The organism is Mammaliicoccus sp. JADD-157 (assembly GCF_049310805.1).
Classification (GTDB): domain Bacteria; phylum Bacillota; class Bacilli; order Staphylococcales; family Staphylococcaceae; genus Mammaliicoccus; species Mammaliicoccus lentus.
This window is the reverse complement of sequence record NZ_JBMOVZ010000002.1, coordinates 281646-298872: the sequence shown is the minus strand read 5'-3', so window position 1 is coordinate 298872 and position 17227 is coordinate 281646. Positions and strand designations below refer to the sequence as shown.

General features: G+C 32.0%; 18 protein-coding genes. 11 read left to right on the top strand and 7 right to left on the bottom strand.

Features of this window, described 5'->3' with window-relative positions; genetic code table 11:
- Positions 1-100 precede the first annotated feature (100 nt).
- The 3 genes from serA to ACO6VN_RS07970 all read right to left on the bottom strand — a co-directional run bounded on the left by serA (position 101) and on the right by ACO6VN_RS07970 (position 3395).
- Positions 101-1699 (bottom strand): phosphoglycerate dehydrogenase, encoded by a 1599-nt coding sequence (gene serA, locus ACO6VN_RS07980; RefSeq protein WP_422404449.1) that lies wholly within the window; start codon positions 1697-1699, stop codon positions 101-103.
- On the bottom strand, positions 1692-2849 hold the full coding sequence (locus ACO6VN_RS07975) for a pyridoxal-phosphate-dependent aminotransferase family protein (RefSeq protein ID WP_422404448.1): 1158 nt from the start codon (positions 2847-2849) through the stop codon (positions 1692-1694). Before ACO6VN_RS07975 ends, serA begins: the two co-directional genes overlap by 8 nt.
- A 102-nt stretch (positions 2850-2951) precedes the next feature.
- The gene (locus tag ACO6VN_RS07970) at positions 2952-3395 is read right to left on the bottom strand and encodes an SACOL1771 family peroxiredoxin (protein WP_194201357.1); all 444 of its coding nucleotides are present in this window, start codon (positions 3393-3395) and stop codon (positions 2952-2954) included.
- 74 nt (positions 3396-3469) lie between these two features.
- Between ACO6VN_RS07970 and ACO6VN_RS07965 the strand changes: the two genes are divergently transcribed.
- Positions 3470-4222: a glycerophosphodiester phosphodiesterase gene (locus ACO6VN_RS07965; RefSeq protein WP_017000626.1), complete on the top strand. Its 753-nt coding sequence runs from the start codon at positions 3470-3472 to the stop codon at positions 4220-4222.
- Positions 4223-4276: 54 nt separating this feature from the next.
- On the opposite strand, the gene rpsD is transcribed toward ACO6VN_RS07965, so the two are convergent.
- Entirely contained in the window at positions 4277-4879 is a 603-nt protein-coding gene (gene rpsD, locus ACO6VN_RS07960; protein ID WP_017000627.1) for a 30S ribosomal protein S4, read from the bottom strand.
- A 224-nt stretch (positions 4880-5103) separates the two neighbouring features.
- Entirely contained in the window at positions 5104-5568 is a 465-nt protein-coding gene (locus tag ACO6VN_RS07955) for a GAF domain-containing protein (RefSeq protein WP_017000628.1), read from the bottom strand.
- Positions 5569-5704: 136 nt separating this feature from the next.
- On the opposite strand from ACO6VN_RS07955, the gene ezrA reads away from it, so the two are divergent.
- The 4 genes from ezrA to ACO6VN_RS07935 all read left to right on the top strand — a co-directional run bounded on the left by ezrA (position 5705) and on the right by ACO6VN_RS07935 (position 10743).
- The gene (gene ezrA, locus ACO6VN_RS07950; protein ID WP_064211086.1) at positions 5705-7402 is read left to right on the top strand and encodes a septation ring formation regulator EzrA; all 1698 of its coding nucleotides are present in this window, start codon (positions 5705-5707) and stop codon (positions 7400-7402) included.
- A gap of 168 nt (positions 7403-7570) precedes the next feature.
- A complete protein-coding gene (locus ACO6VN_RS07945) occupies positions 7571-8716 on the top strand; it encodes a cysteine desulfurase family protein (RefSeq protein ID WP_194201356.1) in 1146 nt (381 codons plus the stop codon).
- Positions 8706-9923, top strand: coding sequence for a tRNA uracil 4-sulfurtransferase ThiI (gene thiI, locus ACO6VN_RS07940; protein ID WP_070044696.1), 1218 nt, complete (start codon positions 8706-8708; stop codon positions 9921-9923). The genes ACO6VN_RS07945 and thiI overlap by 11 nt, the downstream gene beginning before the upstream one ends.
- 46 nt (positions 9924-9969) lie before the next feature.
- Entirely contained in the window at positions 9970-10743 is a 774-nt protein-coding gene (locus tag ACO6VN_RS07935) for a sulfite exporter TauE/SafE family protein (RefSeq protein WP_017000631.1), read from the top strand.
- Between the two features lie 222 nt (positions 10744-10965).
- Here ACO6VN_RS07935 and ACO6VN_RS07930 read toward each other — a convergent pair whose 3' ends face one another.
- Positions 10966-11769 carry an NAD kinase gene (locus ACO6VN_RS07930; protein ID WP_017000632.1) on the bottom strand — a complete coding sequence of 268 codons (804 nt, stop codon included), beginning with the start codon at positions 11767-11769 and terminating at the stop codon, positions 10966-10968.
- Between the two features lie 86 nt (positions 11770-11855).
- Between ACO6VN_RS07930 and sppA the strand changes: the two genes are divergently transcribed.
- From sppA to ACO6VN_RS07900, 6 genes are all read left to right on the top strand, one after another.
- Positions 11856-12851 carry a signal peptide peptidase SppA gene (gene sppA / locus ACO6VN_RS07925; RefSeq protein ID WP_064204352.1) on the top strand — a complete coding sequence of 332 codons (996 nt, stop codon included), beginning with the start codon at positions 11856-11858 and terminating at the stop codon, positions 12849-12851.
- A 12-nt stretch (positions 12852-12863) separates the two neighbouring features.
- Positions 12864-13424, top strand: coding sequence for an RDD family protein (locus ACO6VN_RS07920; protein WP_017000633.1), 561 nt, complete (start codon positions 12864-12866; stop codon positions 13422-13424).
- A gap of 68 nt (positions 13425-13492) precedes the next feature.
- The gene (tpx, locus tag ACO6VN_RS07915) at positions 13493-13993 is read left to right on the top strand and encodes a thiol peroxidase (protein WP_017000634.1); all 501 of its coding nucleotides are present in this window, start codon (positions 13493-13495) and stop codon (positions 13991-13993) included.
- 61 nt (positions 13994-14054) lie between these two features.
- The gene (locus ACO6VN_RS07910) at positions 14055-14999 is read left to right on the top strand and encodes a class I SAM-dependent methyltransferase (RefSeq protein ID WP_422404447.1); all 945 of its coding nucleotides are present in this window, start codon (positions 14055-14057) and stop codon (positions 14997-14999) included.
- Between the two features lie 75 nt (positions 15000-15074).
- A complete protein-coding gene (locus tag ACO6VN_RS07905) occupies positions 15075-16274 on the top strand; it encodes an acetate kinase (RefSeq protein ID WP_017000636.1) in 1200 nt (399 codons plus the stop codon).
- A 149-nt stretch (positions 16275-16423) separates the two neighbouring features.
- Entirely contained in the window at positions 16424-16552 is a 129-nt protein-coding gene (locus tag ACO6VN_RS07900) for a hypothetical protein (RefSeq protein ID WP_017000637.1), read from the top strand.
- 159 nt (positions 16553-16711) lie between these two features.
- On the opposite strand, the gene ACO6VN_RS07895 is transcribed toward ACO6VN_RS07900, so the two are convergent.
- Positions 16712-17218 carry a universal stress protein gene (locus ACO6VN_RS07895; protein ID WP_017000638.1) on the bottom strand — a complete coding sequence of 169 codons (507 nt, stop codon included), beginning with the start codon at positions 17216-17218 and terminating at the stop codon, positions 16712-16714.
- Between the last annotated feature and the right edge of the window lie 9 nt (positions 17219-17227).

The window sequence follows — 17227 nt, the reverse complement described above, 5'->3', positions numbered from 1 at the left end:
ATCAAGCTTTTTTTATACCAAGTCATCCTTGCAGGGGTGGGACTACGAAATCTTTTTAATAAAATGAGATTTCTGTCCCACTCCCTTTTATATTTATAGATTAATCTATTGGTTTATCTAATTCTACTTTATTAATTCTTTGGAAACCATCAATGCCATAAAGGTCTGAAATAGTTTCATCAGTTGCTTCTTGGTCAATTGAAAGTACCATCATTGCTTCGCCGCCGATAGAATGTCTACCTAAGTGCATTGAAGCGATATTTATTTTATGCTCTCCAAGTAATTGTCCCATTTTACCAACAATACCTGGACGGTCATTATGATTAATAATTAACATATGTTTTTCAGGCTTGAAATCTACCGGATAGTCGTTGATTTTTACGATGCGAGGACCATATCCATTAAGAACGGTTGAACCAATTTTAACTGAATGTTCTTTATTGATTAACTCAAGTTCTATATAGTTACTGAAACCATATTTTTTACTATTCTTCTCAATTTGATAAGTTACACCTTGTTCATTTAGTAAAACTAATGCATTTATAAGGTTAACGTGATCGCCTAAATCTTGTTTTAGTACACCCATTACTAATTGACGTGTAATTAAACTAGTATCATCTAAAGCTATTTCACCATGATATTTAATTTTAAGTTCACGTGGTCCTTTATCAAATAATTGTATACCTACTTCACCAGTAGTTCTACTTAACTGTACAAACGGTCTTAATTCTTCTTCAACATCACCAGAAATTTGAGGGGCGTTCACAGCATGTAAAACATTATTATTTTCAAAAATATCAATGATTTCATTTGCCACAGATACCGCTACTTTTTCTTGTGCTTCAATTGTAGATGCACCTAGGTGAGGAGTTACAATGATTTTATCGTGTTGCGTTAAAGGTGTGTTGTTTGCTGGTTCTTCTGTAAATACATCGAGTGCAGCTTTAGCAATTTTACCTTCATCTAATGCTTTAATTAAGGCGTCTTCGTCTATAATACCACCTCTAGCAACGTTAATGATTTGTAAATTGGGTTTTGCTAAATTGAAAAAGTCCTCATTTACAATACCTTTAGTTTTAGGTGTAAGAGGAGTATGTACTGTTATAAAGTCTGCTTGTTCTGCAATTTCTTCAACTGTAGCTCGTGTAACCTCTAAACGCTTTGCTTCATCGCTTGATAAATAAGGATCGAATGCGAGTATATTCATACCAAAGCTTTGTGCTCTTTTTGCAACACCAAGACCAATTCGGCCAGCACCAATAACACCTAGTGTTTTTTGATATAACTCCGTACCGCGGAATGTTTTTCTATCCCAGTTTCCTTCTTGCAATGAACGATGAGCTTCGGGAATATTTCTAGCCATCGCTAAAATCATAGCCATAGAATGTTCAGTTGCAGAAATTGTATTACCATCTGGTGCGTTGATTACTAATATTCCTTCTTTTGTTGCATAATCAACATCAATATTATCAACGCCAACACCTGCGCGTGCAATCACACGTAATTGTTTTGCAGCACTTAATATAGGAGGAGTTATCTGAGTCTGACTTCTTACTATTAATGCATCGTAATTGCCTATAATTTCAGTAAGTTCAGATTCAGATAGACCTGTGTTAATATCAACTTCAAAATTATCATGTTCTAATAAACTTTTTAGACCTTCTTCTGAAATTGGGTCTACGACTATAACTTTAAACATATTGATTAATTACCTCCTGGAATTTTGTGATACCTTTTCCGAGTACGGATGTACTTCTTAGTTCTGATAATACAATTTCTAATGCACTAATGAATTTCAACATATCATTAGGCGACACTTTACCCATGTGTCCAACTCTTAAAATTGAACCTTTAAGATGTTGTTGACCACCAGCAATTGTTATATTAAAACGATTTAGTAATTCATCTTTAATTGGTTTTACTTCTTCTTTATTAGGTACAAAAGCTGTAACAGTAGGGGATGCAAATTGATCTTCTACTAATAAATCGATATCTAATGCTTTTATACCAGCTCTAACAGCTTCTTTACACACTTCGTGACGCTTAATAGTATTTTCGAATGACTCTTCATTAATTAAATCGCAATAAGTTTGAACACCTCTTATAAGTGAAACTGCTGGTGTGAAAGGAGTAGAATCATCATTTAATGAAGTAATGTATTTATTTAAGTCTAAATAAAAACGTGATGTTGTAACTTCTTTAAATCTTTCTATAGATCGATCATTATAAGCTACAAAAGCAGCACCTGGAGGTAGCATGATAGCTTTTTGACTACCCGCAACTAATAAATCAATATTGTCTCTTTCCATATCTACGTCTACAGCACCAATGATGCTTACACCATCTACTACAAAATAAATATTTGGATCAATATCATGTACTAATTTACCTAATTCACGGATAGGATGTTTCACTGAAGTCGATGTTTCACAAAATTGAGTGAATACAGCAGTTATATTTTCGTCGAGTGCATTAATATATGCTTCGAATTCTTCTATGTCTACACCATTTCCCCATTCAACTTCAAAAATATGAGCGTTAAATGGATAGGAAGCAGCTATCTTTTTAAACCTGTCTCCAAAAGCGCCTGATACTATAATCACGATATGGTCGTCTGGGTTTACGATATTGACCATTGCCGCCTCTAAAGCGCTTGTCCCAGAAGAAGTAAGGATAGCTACAGGGTTTTTAGCCCCAAAAATTGTTTGTAGATCTCTTGATGCTTGATGAATAATTTGACTAAATTCCTTTGTTCTATGACCAGTCATAGGTAAGTTCATACTTTCTAGAATTTGCCTAGGAACTGTCGTAGGACCTGGTGCGAGTAATAAAGAATCATGTTGATACATATTTATATACACTCCTTATTGAATTTATGTTCTATATTGTAGCAAAGAAAATAATAAAAATATAGTGAATTTATAGAAAATTCAGATTAAAACGCTTTCATATCAATATCTTACTTCACCACTGGCAATAACTTGAACATTTCCAGCTAAGGCACGTGTCACCATACAAGATTCTTCTGCTTTTTGAACAAGTCTTTTAAGTTTTCCTTGTAAATCTTCATCAGGTTCCTCCCCAATATAAATTACAGGATAGTGTTCTATTTTTTTATAAGTAATGACACCATTTTCTACATCAACATATCCTTTTGAATCAACTTCAATTCTTTCGATTTCAATTTCAGAACGCTCAATCATTGCCGCTAAAGTAATCATATAACAAGTTGAAGCTGCGCCTAGTAACATTTCGTCAGGATTTGTGCCAATTTCAGGTCCGTCCATAACCTCTGGAATCGAAACTCTCGTTGATAAATTATTAGTTGTAATATGGCCTGAAGTATTTCTACCTTTAGTCCATGTTCCTTTTAAGTCAAAAATATGTGTAGTCATAATTATTTTTCCTTTCTTTAAATAAATAATTTTAGGTATACTTTACATTATGACGGATAATTAAGGAGTAGACAATGAATCTGAACAGTATAAATTCAATAATTAAGGTAGCACATAGAGGTGTTCCTTCATTGATACCTGAAAATACGATAGCATCTTATAAATATGCTCTCACATTAAACATCGATATGTTAGAAATTGATATACATAGAACTAAAGATGGAAAATTAGTTGTTATGCATGATCCTACGACTGAAAGAACAACTTTAGAACAAGGTACCATTAAAGATTTAACTTATGATGAATTATTAAAATATGATATAGGTAAATGGAAAGGAGAGAAATTTATAGGAGAACGTATACCATTGCTACAAGAAGTATTACAGCTTATCAAGCCTACCAATATTAAATTACTAATAGAAGTTAAACATCCAGATAAATATCCAGGCATAGAAGAAGAATTAATAAATGAAATTATTAAGACAGGACTTGATATCAATCGTATTATTATCCAATCATTTGATAGAAACAGCGTGAAAAAGGTTCGAGAATTAAATAAAAATATAAAACTTGGTGTGCTGATAAGTAAAAGACATCGTCTTATTAGAAATGATACAATACAAAAAATAAGTGAATATGCTCAGTATTTAAATCCAAATTATAAATTGCTTACGAAAGGGTTTGTGAAAAGTATACATGCGCATGGTTTAAAAATATTACCTTACACTGTAAATGATTATCATAATTTTGTAAGAATGATAGAAATTGGAGTAGATGGCGTTATTACAGATTATCCTCAAAGTTTAAGTGAATGGTTAAATGAATAAAATCTTATAAAAAAATCCCCGCTCCGAATGGAGTGGGGATAAAAATTCAAACTATTAACGAGAGTAGTACTCAACGATTAATTGTTCATTGATTTCAGCAGGTAATTCACTACGTTCTGGAACGCGTACAAATGATCCTTCTAATTTATCAGCATCAAATGTTAAGTACTCAGGTACGTGGTTACTTAATTCTACAGATTCAGCAACAATGTTTAATTTTTGTGATTTTTCACGAACACCAATAGTTTGACCTGGTTTTAAAGTGTAAGATGGGATGTCTACGCGACCACCATCTACAGTGATGTGACCATGGTTAACTAATTGACGTGCTTGACGACGAGTACGTGCTAAACCTAATTGGTATACTACAGCATCTAAACGAGAAGCTAATAGTGCCATGAAGTTGTCACCGTGAACACCTTGCATGTTACCAGCTTTGTCGAAGATAGTGCGGAATTGACGTTCGTTAATTCCGTACATGTAACGTAATTTTTGTTTCTCTTGTAATTGCATACCATACTCAGATAATTTTTTACGTTGAGTAGGGCCGTGTTGTCCTGGTGCATATGGACGTTTTTCTAATTCTTTACCTGTGCCGCTTAATGAAATACCTAAACGACGTGATTTTTTCCAGTTTGAACCTCTAAATCTTGCCATTTTGAAGTTCCTCCTTTTTCTTGTTTGATTGTTATGAAGAAACAAGAAAGAATGTTAAATGCTCATATGGATATGTTATATTTGTGTGCCTTCACCTTGCAGCCGCGGTTACACAACACGCCTTCTCTGGGAATAACATAGAGCCCTATAATATTTAACTGCTACTTCCGTTAATTCACACAAAGAATAGTATACTGTTCTTGATGGGTAATGTCAAACTATTTTTAGATATAGAGATGCTTTTCGAGTACTTGCACAAGTTGTTCTAAACCATCTTTATCTTTTTCTGTAAATCTTGCTTTTATTGGTGCATCTATATCTAACACACCGATAACTTCTTTGTTATAATATAGTGGTATAACTATTTCAGATTTACTGTTTGCATCACAAGCTATATGCCCAGGGAAGGCATTGACATCATCTACAAGCTGAGTTGAGTTATTTTCTACAGCTGTTCCACATACGCCTTTACCAATTTCTATATCAACGCAAGCAGGTAATCCTTGAAACGGACCAAGTTTTAATGCATTATTCTTAATAAGATAAAAACCTACCCAATTAATTTCGGGTAAAAATTGATTAATAAAAGCAGATGTATTACTTAAATTTGCAATTAGGTCTTTTTCACCTGATAAAAGGCCATCTAATTGTTTGCTTAATAGTGAATAATTCAAATTATGTTCAGACATATTTATTCCTCTTTTCATTATTTTTTTAAATTATAAATCTATTTTAGAACTTTAGATACAAATTGCACAGAAAAAGGTTTGTTGGATAAATATTTTACGTTATAATAAAGAGAACGATTTAGGAGGAGAATACATAATGGCAATTTATATAACACTTGCAATTATCATCATTATATTAATTGGTATTGGTATAATGTTATGGTTGCGTACATCAAAGCGAAATTTGATTACTGAGACTGAACAGCGTAAACAAAAAATTAAACAATTACCGTTTCAAGATGAGTTAGCTAAACTTAAAAAATTAAATGTGCGCGGCGAAGCTAAAGATAAGTATGATCAATTTAAACGAGAGTGGCAAACAGTGCTACAAGAAGATTTGAAAGTAGTGGATGCTAAAATACATGATGCCGATGCAGAGCTAGATAAATTTAAGTTTTCGCAATCAGAAGAAAGTATAGCTGATGCAGATAAGATTATGGATGGCATCGAAAAGAAATATACGCGCTTAACTCAGAGTGTTACAGAATTAATTACAACAGTAGAATCAAGCGATAAATTGTATGAAGAATGTAAGCAAATCTACAGAGAAACCAAAAGAGAAGTGTTAGCAAACAGACACCAATTCGGTGATGCAGCTGATTTAATCGAAAAAAATATCGAAGCATTTTATCCTAGAATTGAGCAGTATGAAGAACTTATTGATGAGGGACATTATGTTAAAGCAAAAGGTCATATTGATCAATTACATACAGATATGAAACGCATGCAAGAAGACATGAATGAAATTCCTCTATTAATCAAAGACGTTCAAAAAGAATTACCAGGACAATTCCAAGATTTAAAATTTGGTTGTCGTGATTTAAAAGTAGAAGGTTATAATTTAGAACATGTTAAAGTAGAAAGTACTTTACAAACTTTAAGAGGTAGATTGAATTTAGTTGAACCATTAATAGGTAGATTAGAACTAAGTGAAGCTGAAAACATTATTACTGAGATTAACGATTCATTAGATGATATGTACGATTTAATCGAACATGAAGTTAAATCTAAAAATACAGTTGAACAATCCAAAGAAATTATTACAGATGAATTATTCCATGCTAAAGATATGAACTATACGCTACAAACAGAAATTGAATATGTAAAAGAAAACTATTATATTTCTGAAGAAGATGTTCATAAAGTAAGACAGTATGAAAATGAGATTCAAAATTTAATAACTGTATATGATGAAATTTTGAGTGAAATGGCAAAAGCAAGTGTTAGATACAGTGAAGTCGAAGATAATTTACTATATATTGAAGAACACGTAAAAGTTATTAATGACAATCAAGAAAAAATTCAAAATCACCTTGTTTCATTACGTGAAGATGAAGCAACAGCTCAACAAAACACACTTAGAGTTCAATCTAAGAAAGAGGAAATATACAGAAATCTACTTGCTTCAAATTTACCTAGCGTACCTGAAAGATTTATCATTATGAAAAATGAAATCGATCATGAAATACGCGAAGTTAATAAAATCTTTAGCCAAAGACCGATTAATGTTCAGTTTGTGAAAGATAAAGTGAGCAATATCGTTTTACAAATGAATAAGTTTGAAGATGAAACAACAGACGTTTTAATTAATGCAGTTCATGCTGAAACATTAATTCAATATGGTAATAGATATAGAAAAGAAAATAACGAATTAAACAAAAGTCTTAATGAAGCAGAAAGACTTTTCGCTAATAATAGATACAAACGTGCAATAGAAATTTCAGAAGCGGCTTTAGAAAAAGTTGAACCTGGAATCAGTGATAAAATCGAAGAAGAAGTTTATCAGCAAAATTAATAAATATTTATAATAACAAGCTAGAACAAATTATTGTTCTAGCTTGTTATTTTTGGATAATCAATTGTCAAACTTCATTTTTTCACGTTAGCTATTCTATCATTTTTAAGTATATCTATACCATTTGACTTGTGGTATCATTATATAATGAAAAAAAGAGGTGACAGTATGATATATCTAGATAATGCTGCAACTACGAAGCCTCATGAGGATGTTATTAAGTCATATACTCAAATGAACCAACATTATTTTTTTAATCCAAATAGCCCTCATGGTGCAGGAATAAAAATTGCACATTTGATTGATAAAGCAAGAAAAAATATAAAACAATACTTAAATTTAAATGATAAATTTGATGTCATATTTACTAGTGGAGCCACTGAATCAAATAATATAGCCTTGCAAGGTATGGCTCAAACGAAGAAAAGATTTGGGAATACGATTTTAACAACTAAAATGGAACATCCATCTATACTTGAAACGGTGCGAGCGTTAGAAGAACAAGGATTTAACCTGAAATATATTAATACAACTGCTGATGGTAAATTAGATTTAAATTCTTTAGAAAAGCTACTTAATGATGATGTCATCCTTGTAACTTGTATGCATGTCAATAATATAATGGGCCAAGTTCAACCTATAGAAGAGATTAGCAAAATGCTTGAAGCTTATCCTAAAGTTCATTTTCATGTAGATGGTGTTCAAGGATTTGGTAAAATCCCTTTAGATATCAATTTAATGGATAGTTATAGTTTAAGCGCTCATAAATTCCATGGATTAAAAGGCTCTGGAATTTTAGTGTTGAACCAACTCAGATCTATTAAACCAATCATATTTGGTGGGGGACAAGAATACGGTATTAGAAGTGGTACAGTAAATGCCCCAGTTAATGTTTCTTTAGCTAAAGCTATGAGATTTATGCAAGAGAATTGTGAACAACATCGTAAAGTATTATATGCGAAGGGATCTGAAATTCGTTCGTTTATAGAAAATTATGAAGGTATAGTAATTAACTCTCCGACCGACGCAGCTCCATATATTTTGAATATTTCATTTCCGGGAGTAAAAGGTGAAGTATTGGTTAATGCTTTTTCAAAATTTGATATTTACCTTTCAACTACAAGTGCATGTTCTTCGAAAAAAAGCTCGCATAATGAAACGCTAAAAGCTATGGGTATGAGTAATAGTCGTATAGAAGGTAGTATAAGAATTAGCATAACGTATGATATAACAGAAGAACAAATCGAAACATTTAAAGAAGCCTTTAATAAAGTATATATAGAAGTAAAGGAGTTATTAAAAAATGAATTATGATCATATATTAGTTAGGTACGGTGAATTAACTTTAAAATCAGGCAATAGAAAGATGTTTGTAAATAAGTTAAGAGCAAACATTAAAGATCGCTTAATGCCACTACAAGGATATAAGGTACGTGCTAATCGAGATAGAATGTATATAGATGTCTATGAAGGTTCAGATATTGAAGAAATGATGACACGTATAACGTCGGTGTTTGGTGTACATTCAGTTAGCCCAGTAGTAAGAATTGAAAAAGAGTTAGATGTTATGAAGGAAATTGCACTTCAATTCGCGAATGAATTTAATGATGGTGACACATTTAAAATAGATGTTAGACGTGCAGATAAGACATTTGAAATGGATACTTTTCAACTAAACCAAGCTCTAGGTGGTCATGTACTCGAAAACACTAACAACATCACGGTTGATGTTAAACAGCCTGATCATAAAATTAAAGTAGAAGTAAGAAAAGATGCAATTTATATGTATAATAAAGTCCTAGAAGGTGCAGGAGGTTTACCTGTAGGAACTGGGGGTAAAACTTTATTAATGCTTTCTGGTGGAATAGATTCTCCAGTAGCTGGTATGGAAGTAATGAAACGTGGTGTAACAATTGAAGCTATTCATTTTCATAGCCCGCCATATACTAGTGAACAAGCAAAACAAAAAGTTATCGACTTAACGAAACAGCTTTCTTATTTAACAGGGGACATTAAACTTCATATTGTACCTTTTACGAATTTACAAAAACAAATTCATAAAGTTGTTGAAGAAAGTTATACAATGACAAGTACGAGAAGAATGATGCTTCGAGTTACAGAAAAAGTTGCTCATAATATTGGAGCACATGCTATCGTTAATGGAGAAAACTTAGGACAAGTAGCTAGTCAAACTCTTGGCAGTATGTATGCAATAAATAGTGTTACATCTATGCCTATTTTAAGACCACTATTAACATTCGATAAAGATGAAATTGTTAAAAAAGCACAAGCTATTAACACTTTCGATTTATCGATTCAACCTTTTGAAGATTGTTGTACAATTTTTACGCCGAAAAACCCGAAAACAAATCCAAAATTAGAAAAAGTAGAATATTTTGAATCGAATTTTGATTTTGGTCCATTAATTGATGAAGCGGTAGAAAATGTAGAAACAATCACAATTTCTAAACATGATGATATTCAAAAAGAGAAAGAAGAATGGATGGATGATCTACTTTAAAATAGACGTTGGGATGTCGTATTCATAAAGTAGAGGAGATGAGACGATGGAGTTTGATATTAATATCCTACTCATCATTATAGTATTTGGTTTAATTGCGTCATTTATAGATTCTGTTGTAGGTGGCGGTGGTTTGATTTCTTTACCGGCGCTACTAGCAGTTGGAATGGATCCAGCGGTTGCGTTAGGTACAAATAAATTAGCAAGTTCTTTTGGTACATTTACAAGTACAATGAAGTTTATTAAAGCAAAGAAAGTGGATTTTGATATTGTCGGAAAGTTATTTCCTTTAAGCTTTATCGGCTCAATCTTCGGAGCAATAACTGCGACCTATTTACCACCAGAATATTTAAAGCCGTTAGCTATTATCATTCTTGCTCTTGTTACAGTGTATTCCATTGTAAAGAAAGATTGGGGAGATATTAACCAATATAAAAAATTATCATTAAAAAAGGCGATACTTTTTATTATTGGTGTAATTGTTATTGGTTATTATGATGGCTTCTTAGGTGGTGGAACAGGTTCGTTTTTCCTATTCATGTTGTTATTAATTGGCCTTGACTACTTACATGCAGCAGGTAATGCAAAGTTTTTAAACCTTGCTTCAAACGTTGGTGCGTTATTATTGTTCATGTTTCTCGGACAAGTCAATTATGTATATGGATTATGTATGGCCGCATCAATGGTAGCAGGTTCATACTTAGGAGTGACGTTTGCTATTAAAAAAGGCGTTTCTTATGTAAAAGTATTATTTATTGTTGTGACTATCATTTTGATTATTAAAAATATTTATGATTATGTGACTGTACAGTTAATGTGATTAAAATAACATGAGACAGGGAGATAATTCCTTAGCTCAAAAAACCCTCCTAATCCGTTGAGATATTAATTAACAAATTAGGAGGGTTTTTAATATATACGATTTTAAAATATAGGCCTTTAACGCTAACAAGCTTGTTAATAATTTCTTGCACGTTAGAGGTCATTACCTCACATATATAATAAAAGCCCGAAACATAAATGTGTCTCGGGCTTTTTTCTATTATAAAAATTTCCTTTGTACTTTGCTCCAAAATGAATTGTGTGGGAGTCTGAGTGTACGTATATATTTATTTTTTATTTGAAGTCTAACAAACTCAGTTTCTTGTATACTTAATGCTTCATTATCTAATCCCATGATAGGATAATAATTGCCTTCTTTATCTAATACAATTTTAAGGGTACGCGTTTCGCCTAAGACGACAGAACTACTTACTGTTCTAAAGTTATTATTATTTAATGAAGCAATTTCAGTTAGTTGCATGCTTCGAATCATCGGGTCAATTATAGCGCCATCTAAAGATTTATTATAACCTGTTGAACCTGTAGGGGTAGAGATTAGTAAACCATCACCATTAAATGCTTCAAAGTATTCATCGTCAATATAAATTTCCATCTTCATTGGCTTAATAACACTAGATTTAATGTAAAAATCATTTAAACACATATATGACATCTGATCGTTAAGGTTTACTTCTAAAACTGGGTATTTACGGACCATTACATCATTTGAATTAATAGAATCGATCAAGTTTTGTATGTCATCAACACTAAAATCAACATATAAGTAATTTTGATCTAAGCGTGTACGAATCCCGACATAAATTTTGTCTTTATTAAAATTAGTTTTGCGACATGCCTGTAAGAAGCTACCATCCCCTCCAATTGAAGCGATAATATCCGCTTCTTCGTGATTATTTACGAATTTAAAGCCATATGGTTCCATCTGTGCTTTGATTTCGTCACATGTTTGAAGTATGTCTTTATCTTTAGATGTGAAAAAATAAATATGTTTATTAGAATTCATAAAATCTTCCTCCCAAATTGTTACAGTTGATATGAAAGTCTGTTATCATTATAAATGTAAAATCTTAAAATAGAAAGGAAGATAGTATGTCAAAAAGGTTAGTTGCAATTATTATTGCACTAGTACTTGTTATTGGTGGTATTGTGATGAGTACAGTAGGTGTATTTCTTGATAATTCTTGGAAAAATACTGTTACAGGTTCTGACGGCATAAGTGAATCAGTCCAATCAGGAAGTGATAGCAGTAGTAAAATAGTTAAATTATCTGTTGATGGAACTATACAAGATACTGGAACTGAAGAATCATTATTCAGTGGCAGTGGGTATAATCATCAATCATTTTTAAAGAAATTAGATAAAATTAAAAAAGATAATAGCGTAAAAGGCGTCTTATTAGAAGTTAATTCACCAGGTGGTGGTACATACGAAAGTGACGAAATACATAAAAAACTTGAAGAAATAAAAGCGAAAAACAAGAAAGTTTATGTACAAATGAAAAATATGGCTGCATCTGGGGGATACTACATCTCTACTCCAGCTGATAAAATTTATGCAGGTTCACAAACTTTAACTGGTTCATTAGGGGTTATTATTTCTAGTATTAATTATGCTGAACTAGCAGATAACTTAGGCGTAAAAGATCAATCAGTTGTTTCAGGTAAACATAAACAAATATTAAACCCTATGAAAGATATGTCTAAAGAAGAAAAAGACATTATGCAATCAATCATAGATGATAGCTATAAACAATTTGTTAAAGTTATTAAAGATGGCAGAGATATGCCAGAAGATAAAGTTAAGAAATTAGCAGACGGAAGAATTTATTCTTCACAACAAGCAAAATCAAACGGATTAATCGATGAAATTGGTTATGAAGATGATGCAATTAAAGATTTAAGAAATGCAGTAAAATCTAAAAATGCACAAGTAGTTACTTATGATACAACTGGTTCATTCATGAACTTTCCAATGGGAGCTAAAAGTAAAATTTCATCTATGTTAGGTTTTGATGATATAAGTAAATATGAAGCACTTATTAAAGCAAATAATTCACCACAACCTATGTATCTATATGGTGAGTAAGGAGGATTTTAAATGACTGAAGTACATTACGAACAAGTCGCTTCTTCTCGTGAACAAAGTGACATAGAACGCACTGTAAATAAGTATATGTCTAGTATAAAATCTATCGTATTTGCTGGATTCTGGGTTCGATTTTTAGCTTATATCATTGATTTACTTGCTTTAGCTGGGTTTAAAGGTATTGTATTAGGACCGCTATTCGCGTCAACAAGTATTAAGAGTGAGTACCTATTCGTACCATATTTCAGTGTTGAAAATATTGTTAGCGCATTGATATTTTATTTATATTTTGTGTTAATGACTTATTATTTTAAGGCAACATTAGGAAAAATGATACTTGGCTTGAGTGTTTATCGAGAAGATGCAAAGCCGTTAAAATTTACTGATGTGTTATTTAGAGAATGGATAGGTAGAATTATTTCGGGCATATTGCTTGGCTTACCTTATATAGTCGTAGCATTTAATAAAAAACATAAAGGTATTCACGATTACTTTGGTGATACAGTTGTTTTGAAAAATAAATACATTGAAATGAGAAAAGACTTCCAAAGAGTAACGAGTCAAAACTCATAAACAAATGAATTTCAAAGTCTCTTTAATCATGATAGAATATACCTATCAAGATTAAGGAGGCTTTTTTAATGGCGCAAGTTACATTCAAGAATGAACCTATTACATTAGTAGGTAAAGAAGTAGAAGTAGGTTCAACAGCACCAGACTTTACTGTATTAGCAAATGATTTATCAGAAAGAACTTTAAAAGACTATGAAGGTAAAAAGAAACTCATTAGTGCCGTACCTTCTTTAGATACAGGTGTTTGTAGTCAACAAACTCGCAAATTTAATGAAGAAGCAGCAGATGTACAAGATGGAGTTGTTCTAACAATTTCAAACGACTTACCATTTGCTCAAAAGAAATGGTGTGCAGCTGAAGGTTTAGAAAACGTAATTACATTAAGTGATCACCGTGACTTATCATTTGGTGAAAATTATGGTGTAGTAATGAAAGAATTACGTTTACTAGCACGTTCTGTCTTTGTATTAGATAAAGACAATAAAGTTGTTTACTCAGAAATTGTGAGTGAAGGCACAAATCACCCAGACTATGATAAAGCTTTAGAAGCTTTCAAAAACTTAAACTAATAAACAACTATAAAGTGCTGTCCATATGAATGGGCAGCTTTTTATACGAAAGAGGGCAATTATGACTGAAGAAAAAAATATTATGGAAACATTGTATGAGAAACTGGATGAAAATAGTAAAAAATTACATGATGAAAATGGACAAAGTTATATTGAAAACTTAGGTTTAGCAATGGAAGATATTTATACCAACCAAAGAGACCTCTTAGAACAATCGACAATACAAGAGAGAAGAAAAGCATTTCAATTTGCATATTTAAGTTTGCTAAAAGAAGAAATCATTCAACCTAATCATCAAATGACACCGGACTCAATAGGCTTTATATTAAGCTACCTTGTTAACTTATTTAATAAGAATAAAGAGGAATTAAATGTTGTAGATATAGCAAGTGGAACAGGACATTTAAGTGCGACAATAAATGAACAGAACCAAGAAAAAACTGTAATGCATCATTTAATAGAAGTAGACCCAGTATTACAGCGTGTAAGTATTCATCTTGCTAACTTCTTGGAAATACCATTCGATGTATATCCACATGATGCAATTATGCCACTGCCATTAGAAGAAGCGGACGTTGTAGTAGGGGATTTACCAGTTGGATATTATCCAGTTGATGAACGTAGTAAAGAAATGAAATTAGGTTTCGAAGATGGCCACAGTTATAGCCATTATTTATTATTAGAACAAGCAGTCAATGCAGTGAGACCAGGTGGTTATGTATTTTTAATTGTTCCAAGTCAATTATTCGAAGGTGAAGAAGTGAAACAGCTTCAAAAATTTATTGCAACAGAAACAGAAATGCAAGCATTTTTAAACTTCCCTAAAACATTGTTTAAGACAGAACAATCTAAAAAATCATTATTAATCTTACAAAAGAAAGACTCAGGGAAAACTCATTCTGTTGAGGTATTATTAGCGAATATCCCAGACTTCAAAGCAAAAGCCCAACTAAAAACGTTTTTAGATGAAGTTGATGAATGGATGAAAGAAAATCATCCTTCATAAACTGTATTAATACTTGATTAGTATCTGTATTAGTGTTTAAATAGTATAGAAAAGTATTATCAGGAGGAAGTCTAAATGACAAAAATAATAGCAATTAATGCCGGTAGTTCATCATTAAAATTTCAATTATTTGAAATGCCTGAAGAAAAAGTAATAACAAAAGGTTTGATAGAACGTATTGGTTTAAAAAATTCAGTTTTCTCAATTGTAGTAAACGGAGAAAAAATTACTGAAACATTAGATATTGAAAATCATGATATTGCAGTTAACATTATGTTAGATGCACTAAAAAATCATAACATTATCAATGATATTAATGATATTCAAGGAACTGGTCACCGTGTAGTACATGGTGGAGAATTATTCCCTGAATCAGCACTTGTAACAGATGATGTATTAGAAAAAATTGAATCATTAACAGAACTTGCGCCTTTGCATAACCCAGCAAACATTATGGGTATTAAGGCTTTCAGAAAGCTATTACCAAATATTCCTCACGTTGCAGTATTTGATACTTCATTCCATCAAACTATGCCAGAAGAATCATATTTATATAGTTTACCTTATAACTTCTATAAAGATTTCGGTATTCGTAAATATGGTTTCCATGGTACAAGTCATAAATATGTATCAGAAAGAGCAGCTGAATTATTAGATCGTCCTATAGATCAATTAAGAATTATTTCATGCCATATCGGGAATGGCGCTTCAATCGCAGCTATTGATGGCGGAAAATCTGTAGATACATCTATGGGCTTCACACCATTAGCTGGTGTAACAATGGGAACACGTTCAGGTAACTTAGACCCAGCTTTAATTCCATTTATCATGGAAAAAACGGGCAAAAATGCAGAAGAAGTATTAAATATCTTAAACAAAGAATCAGGATTACTTGGTATTTCAGGTTCTTCAAGTGATTTAAGAGATATACAACAAGATGCAAACGAAGGTAATGAAAGAGCTAAATTGGCATTAGATGTATTTGCTTCTAGAATTCATAAATATATGGGTTCTTATGCAACAAGAATGCATGGTTTAGACGCTATCGTATTCACTGCAGGTGTTGGTGAAAACTCTGATACTGTACGTGCTAAAGTATTAGAAGGTTTAGAATTCATGGGTGTATATTGGGACCCACGCTTAAACACAGGATTACATGGTGAAGAAGCATTTATCAACTACCCGCATTCACCAGTTAAAGTAATTGTTATTCCAACTGACGAAGAAGTTGTAATCGCTCGTGATGTTATGAAATTTGGTAATTTAGGTAAATAATTATTAATAATCAAGAGGTTGAAACAAATTAATTGTTTCAACCTCTTTTATTTATATGAAAATTTTAATGTTAGTTATCCAATTCCTTTATGTTTACCTATTTATCGTTAAGGCTATACATAATTAAAGAAGCAATGAGGAGGAATATCATGAGACCAGAGAGAGCACTGTTGCGATTAGTTAGAATTGTAATGAGAAGAGTAGGTAGAGAACAAGCAAAAAAACAAAAGCAAAAAAGTAATGAAGATATACAAGACCAAAATAACGAACAAAAATAATAAAAAATTTGAGGCTGAGACATAAATACATGTCTCAGCCTCATTGCCGGGGTAGGACTACGAAATCTGTTTAATAAAATGAGATTTCTGTCCAACTCCCAAGCTTTTTGCAAGTGTGGAATTATATTCTAAACTCGACTAATATTTAATTCTTAAAAATTATTTTCCATCGTGATGTTGATCGAATAATTCTTTTGTTGCAACTGTTGGTTCGAAATCTTCAGGCATTGTTTCAGTTCTAACAACTAAAACGTCACATGGAGAATTTCGAACAATTGCTTCTGAAACTGAACCTACAATGAAGCGTTCTACTGCATTTAGTCCTGAAGTACCACACATGATTAAGTCGACTTCAAAATCATCAGCTAACTTTTTAGGAATAATCGTTTTAGGTGAGCCAAATTCCAATTTAGTTGCAACATTTGCTACACCATTTTTTTCAGCATTTTCTTTATATCCAGATAATAAACTTTCAGCGAAGCTTGTAGCTTTATTTACTATTTGAGTATCATAAGCCTCAACACTAGCGTATGAGCGAGAATCAACAATATTAACAATTGTTAATTTAGCATCGTTACGTTTTGCTACAGCTACTGCCTTGTTATAAGCCCATTCTGCCTCAGTTGATCCATCTACTGCTATAAGAATATTTTTATAATTTAACATCTGAACCGC

Excerpts from the sequence above, each read along its gene's own strand:
- ACO6VN_RS07900 (WP_017000637.1), top strand. The coding sequence starts at position 16,424 with ATGAGACCAGAGAGAGCACTGTTGCGATTAGTTAGAATTGTAATGAGA.
- sppA (WP_064204352.1), top strand. The coding sequence starts at position 11,856 with ATGTCAAAAAGGTTAGTTGCAATTATTATTGCACTAGTACTTGTTATT.
- rpsD (WP_017000627.1), bottom strand. The coding sequence starts at position 4,879 with ATGGCAAGATTTAGAGGTTCAAACTGGAAAAAATCACGTCGTTTAGGT.
- ezrA (WP_064211086.1), top strand. The coding sequence starts at position 5,705 with ATGGCAATTTATATAACACTTGCAATTATCATCATTATATTAATTGGT.
- ACO6VN_RS07905 (WP_017000636.1), top strand. The coding sequence starts at position 15,075 with ATGACAAAAATAATAGCAATTAATGCCGGTAGTTCATCATTAAAATTT.
- tpx (WP_017000634.1), top strand. The coding sequence starts at position 13,493 with ATGGCGCAAGTTACATTCAAGAATGAACCTATTACATTAGTAGGTAAA.
- ACO6VN_RS07955 (WP_017000628.1), bottom strand. The coding sequence starts at position 5,568 with ATGTCTGAACATAATTTGAATTATTCACTATTAAGCAAACAATTAGAT.
- serA (WP_422404449.1), bottom strand. The coding sequence starts at position 1,699 with ATGTTTAAAGTTATAGTCGTAGACCCAATTTCAGAAGAAGGTCTAAAA.
- ACO6VN_RS07935 (WP_017000631.1), top strand. The coding sequence starts at position 9,970 with ATGGAGTTTGATATTAATATCCTACTCATCATTATAGTATTTGGTTTA.
- ACO6VN_RS07930 (WP_017000632.1), bottom strand. The coding sequence starts at position 11,769 with ATGAATTCTAATAAACATATTTATTTTTTCACATCTAAAGATAAAGAC.
- ACO6VN_RS07945 (WP_194201356.1), top strand. The coding sequence starts at position 7,571 with ATGATATATCTAGATAATGCTGCAACTACGAAGCCTCATGAGGATGTT.
- ACO6VN_RS07920 (WP_017000633.1), top strand. The coding sequence starts at position 12,864 with ATGACTGAAGTACATTACGAACAAGTCGCTTCTTCTCGTGAACAAAGT.
- ACO6VN_RS07895 (WP_017000638.1), bottom strand. The coding sequence starts at position 17,218 with ATGTTAAATTATAAAAATATTCTTATAGCAGTAGATGGATCAACTGAG.
- ACO6VN_RS07970 (WP_194201357.1), bottom strand. The coding sequence starts at position 3,395 with ATGACTACACATATTTTTGACTTAAAAGGAACATGGACTAAAGGTAGA.
- thiI (WP_070044696.1), top strand. The coding sequence starts at position 8,706 with ATGAATTATGATCATATATTAGTTAGGTACGGTGAATTAACTTTAAAA.
- ACO6VN_RS07910 (WP_422404447.1), top strand. The coding sequence starts at position 14,055 with ATGACTGAAGAAAAAAATATTATGGAAACATTGTATGAGAAACTGGAT.
- ACO6VN_RS07975 (WP_422404448.1), bottom strand. The coding sequence starts at position 2,849 with ATGTATCAACATGATTCTTTATTACTCGCACCAGGTCCTACGACAGTT.
- ACO6VN_RS07965 (WP_017000626.1), top strand. The coding sequence starts at position 3,470 with ATGAATCTGAACAGTATAAATTCAATAATTAAGGTAGCACATAGAGGT.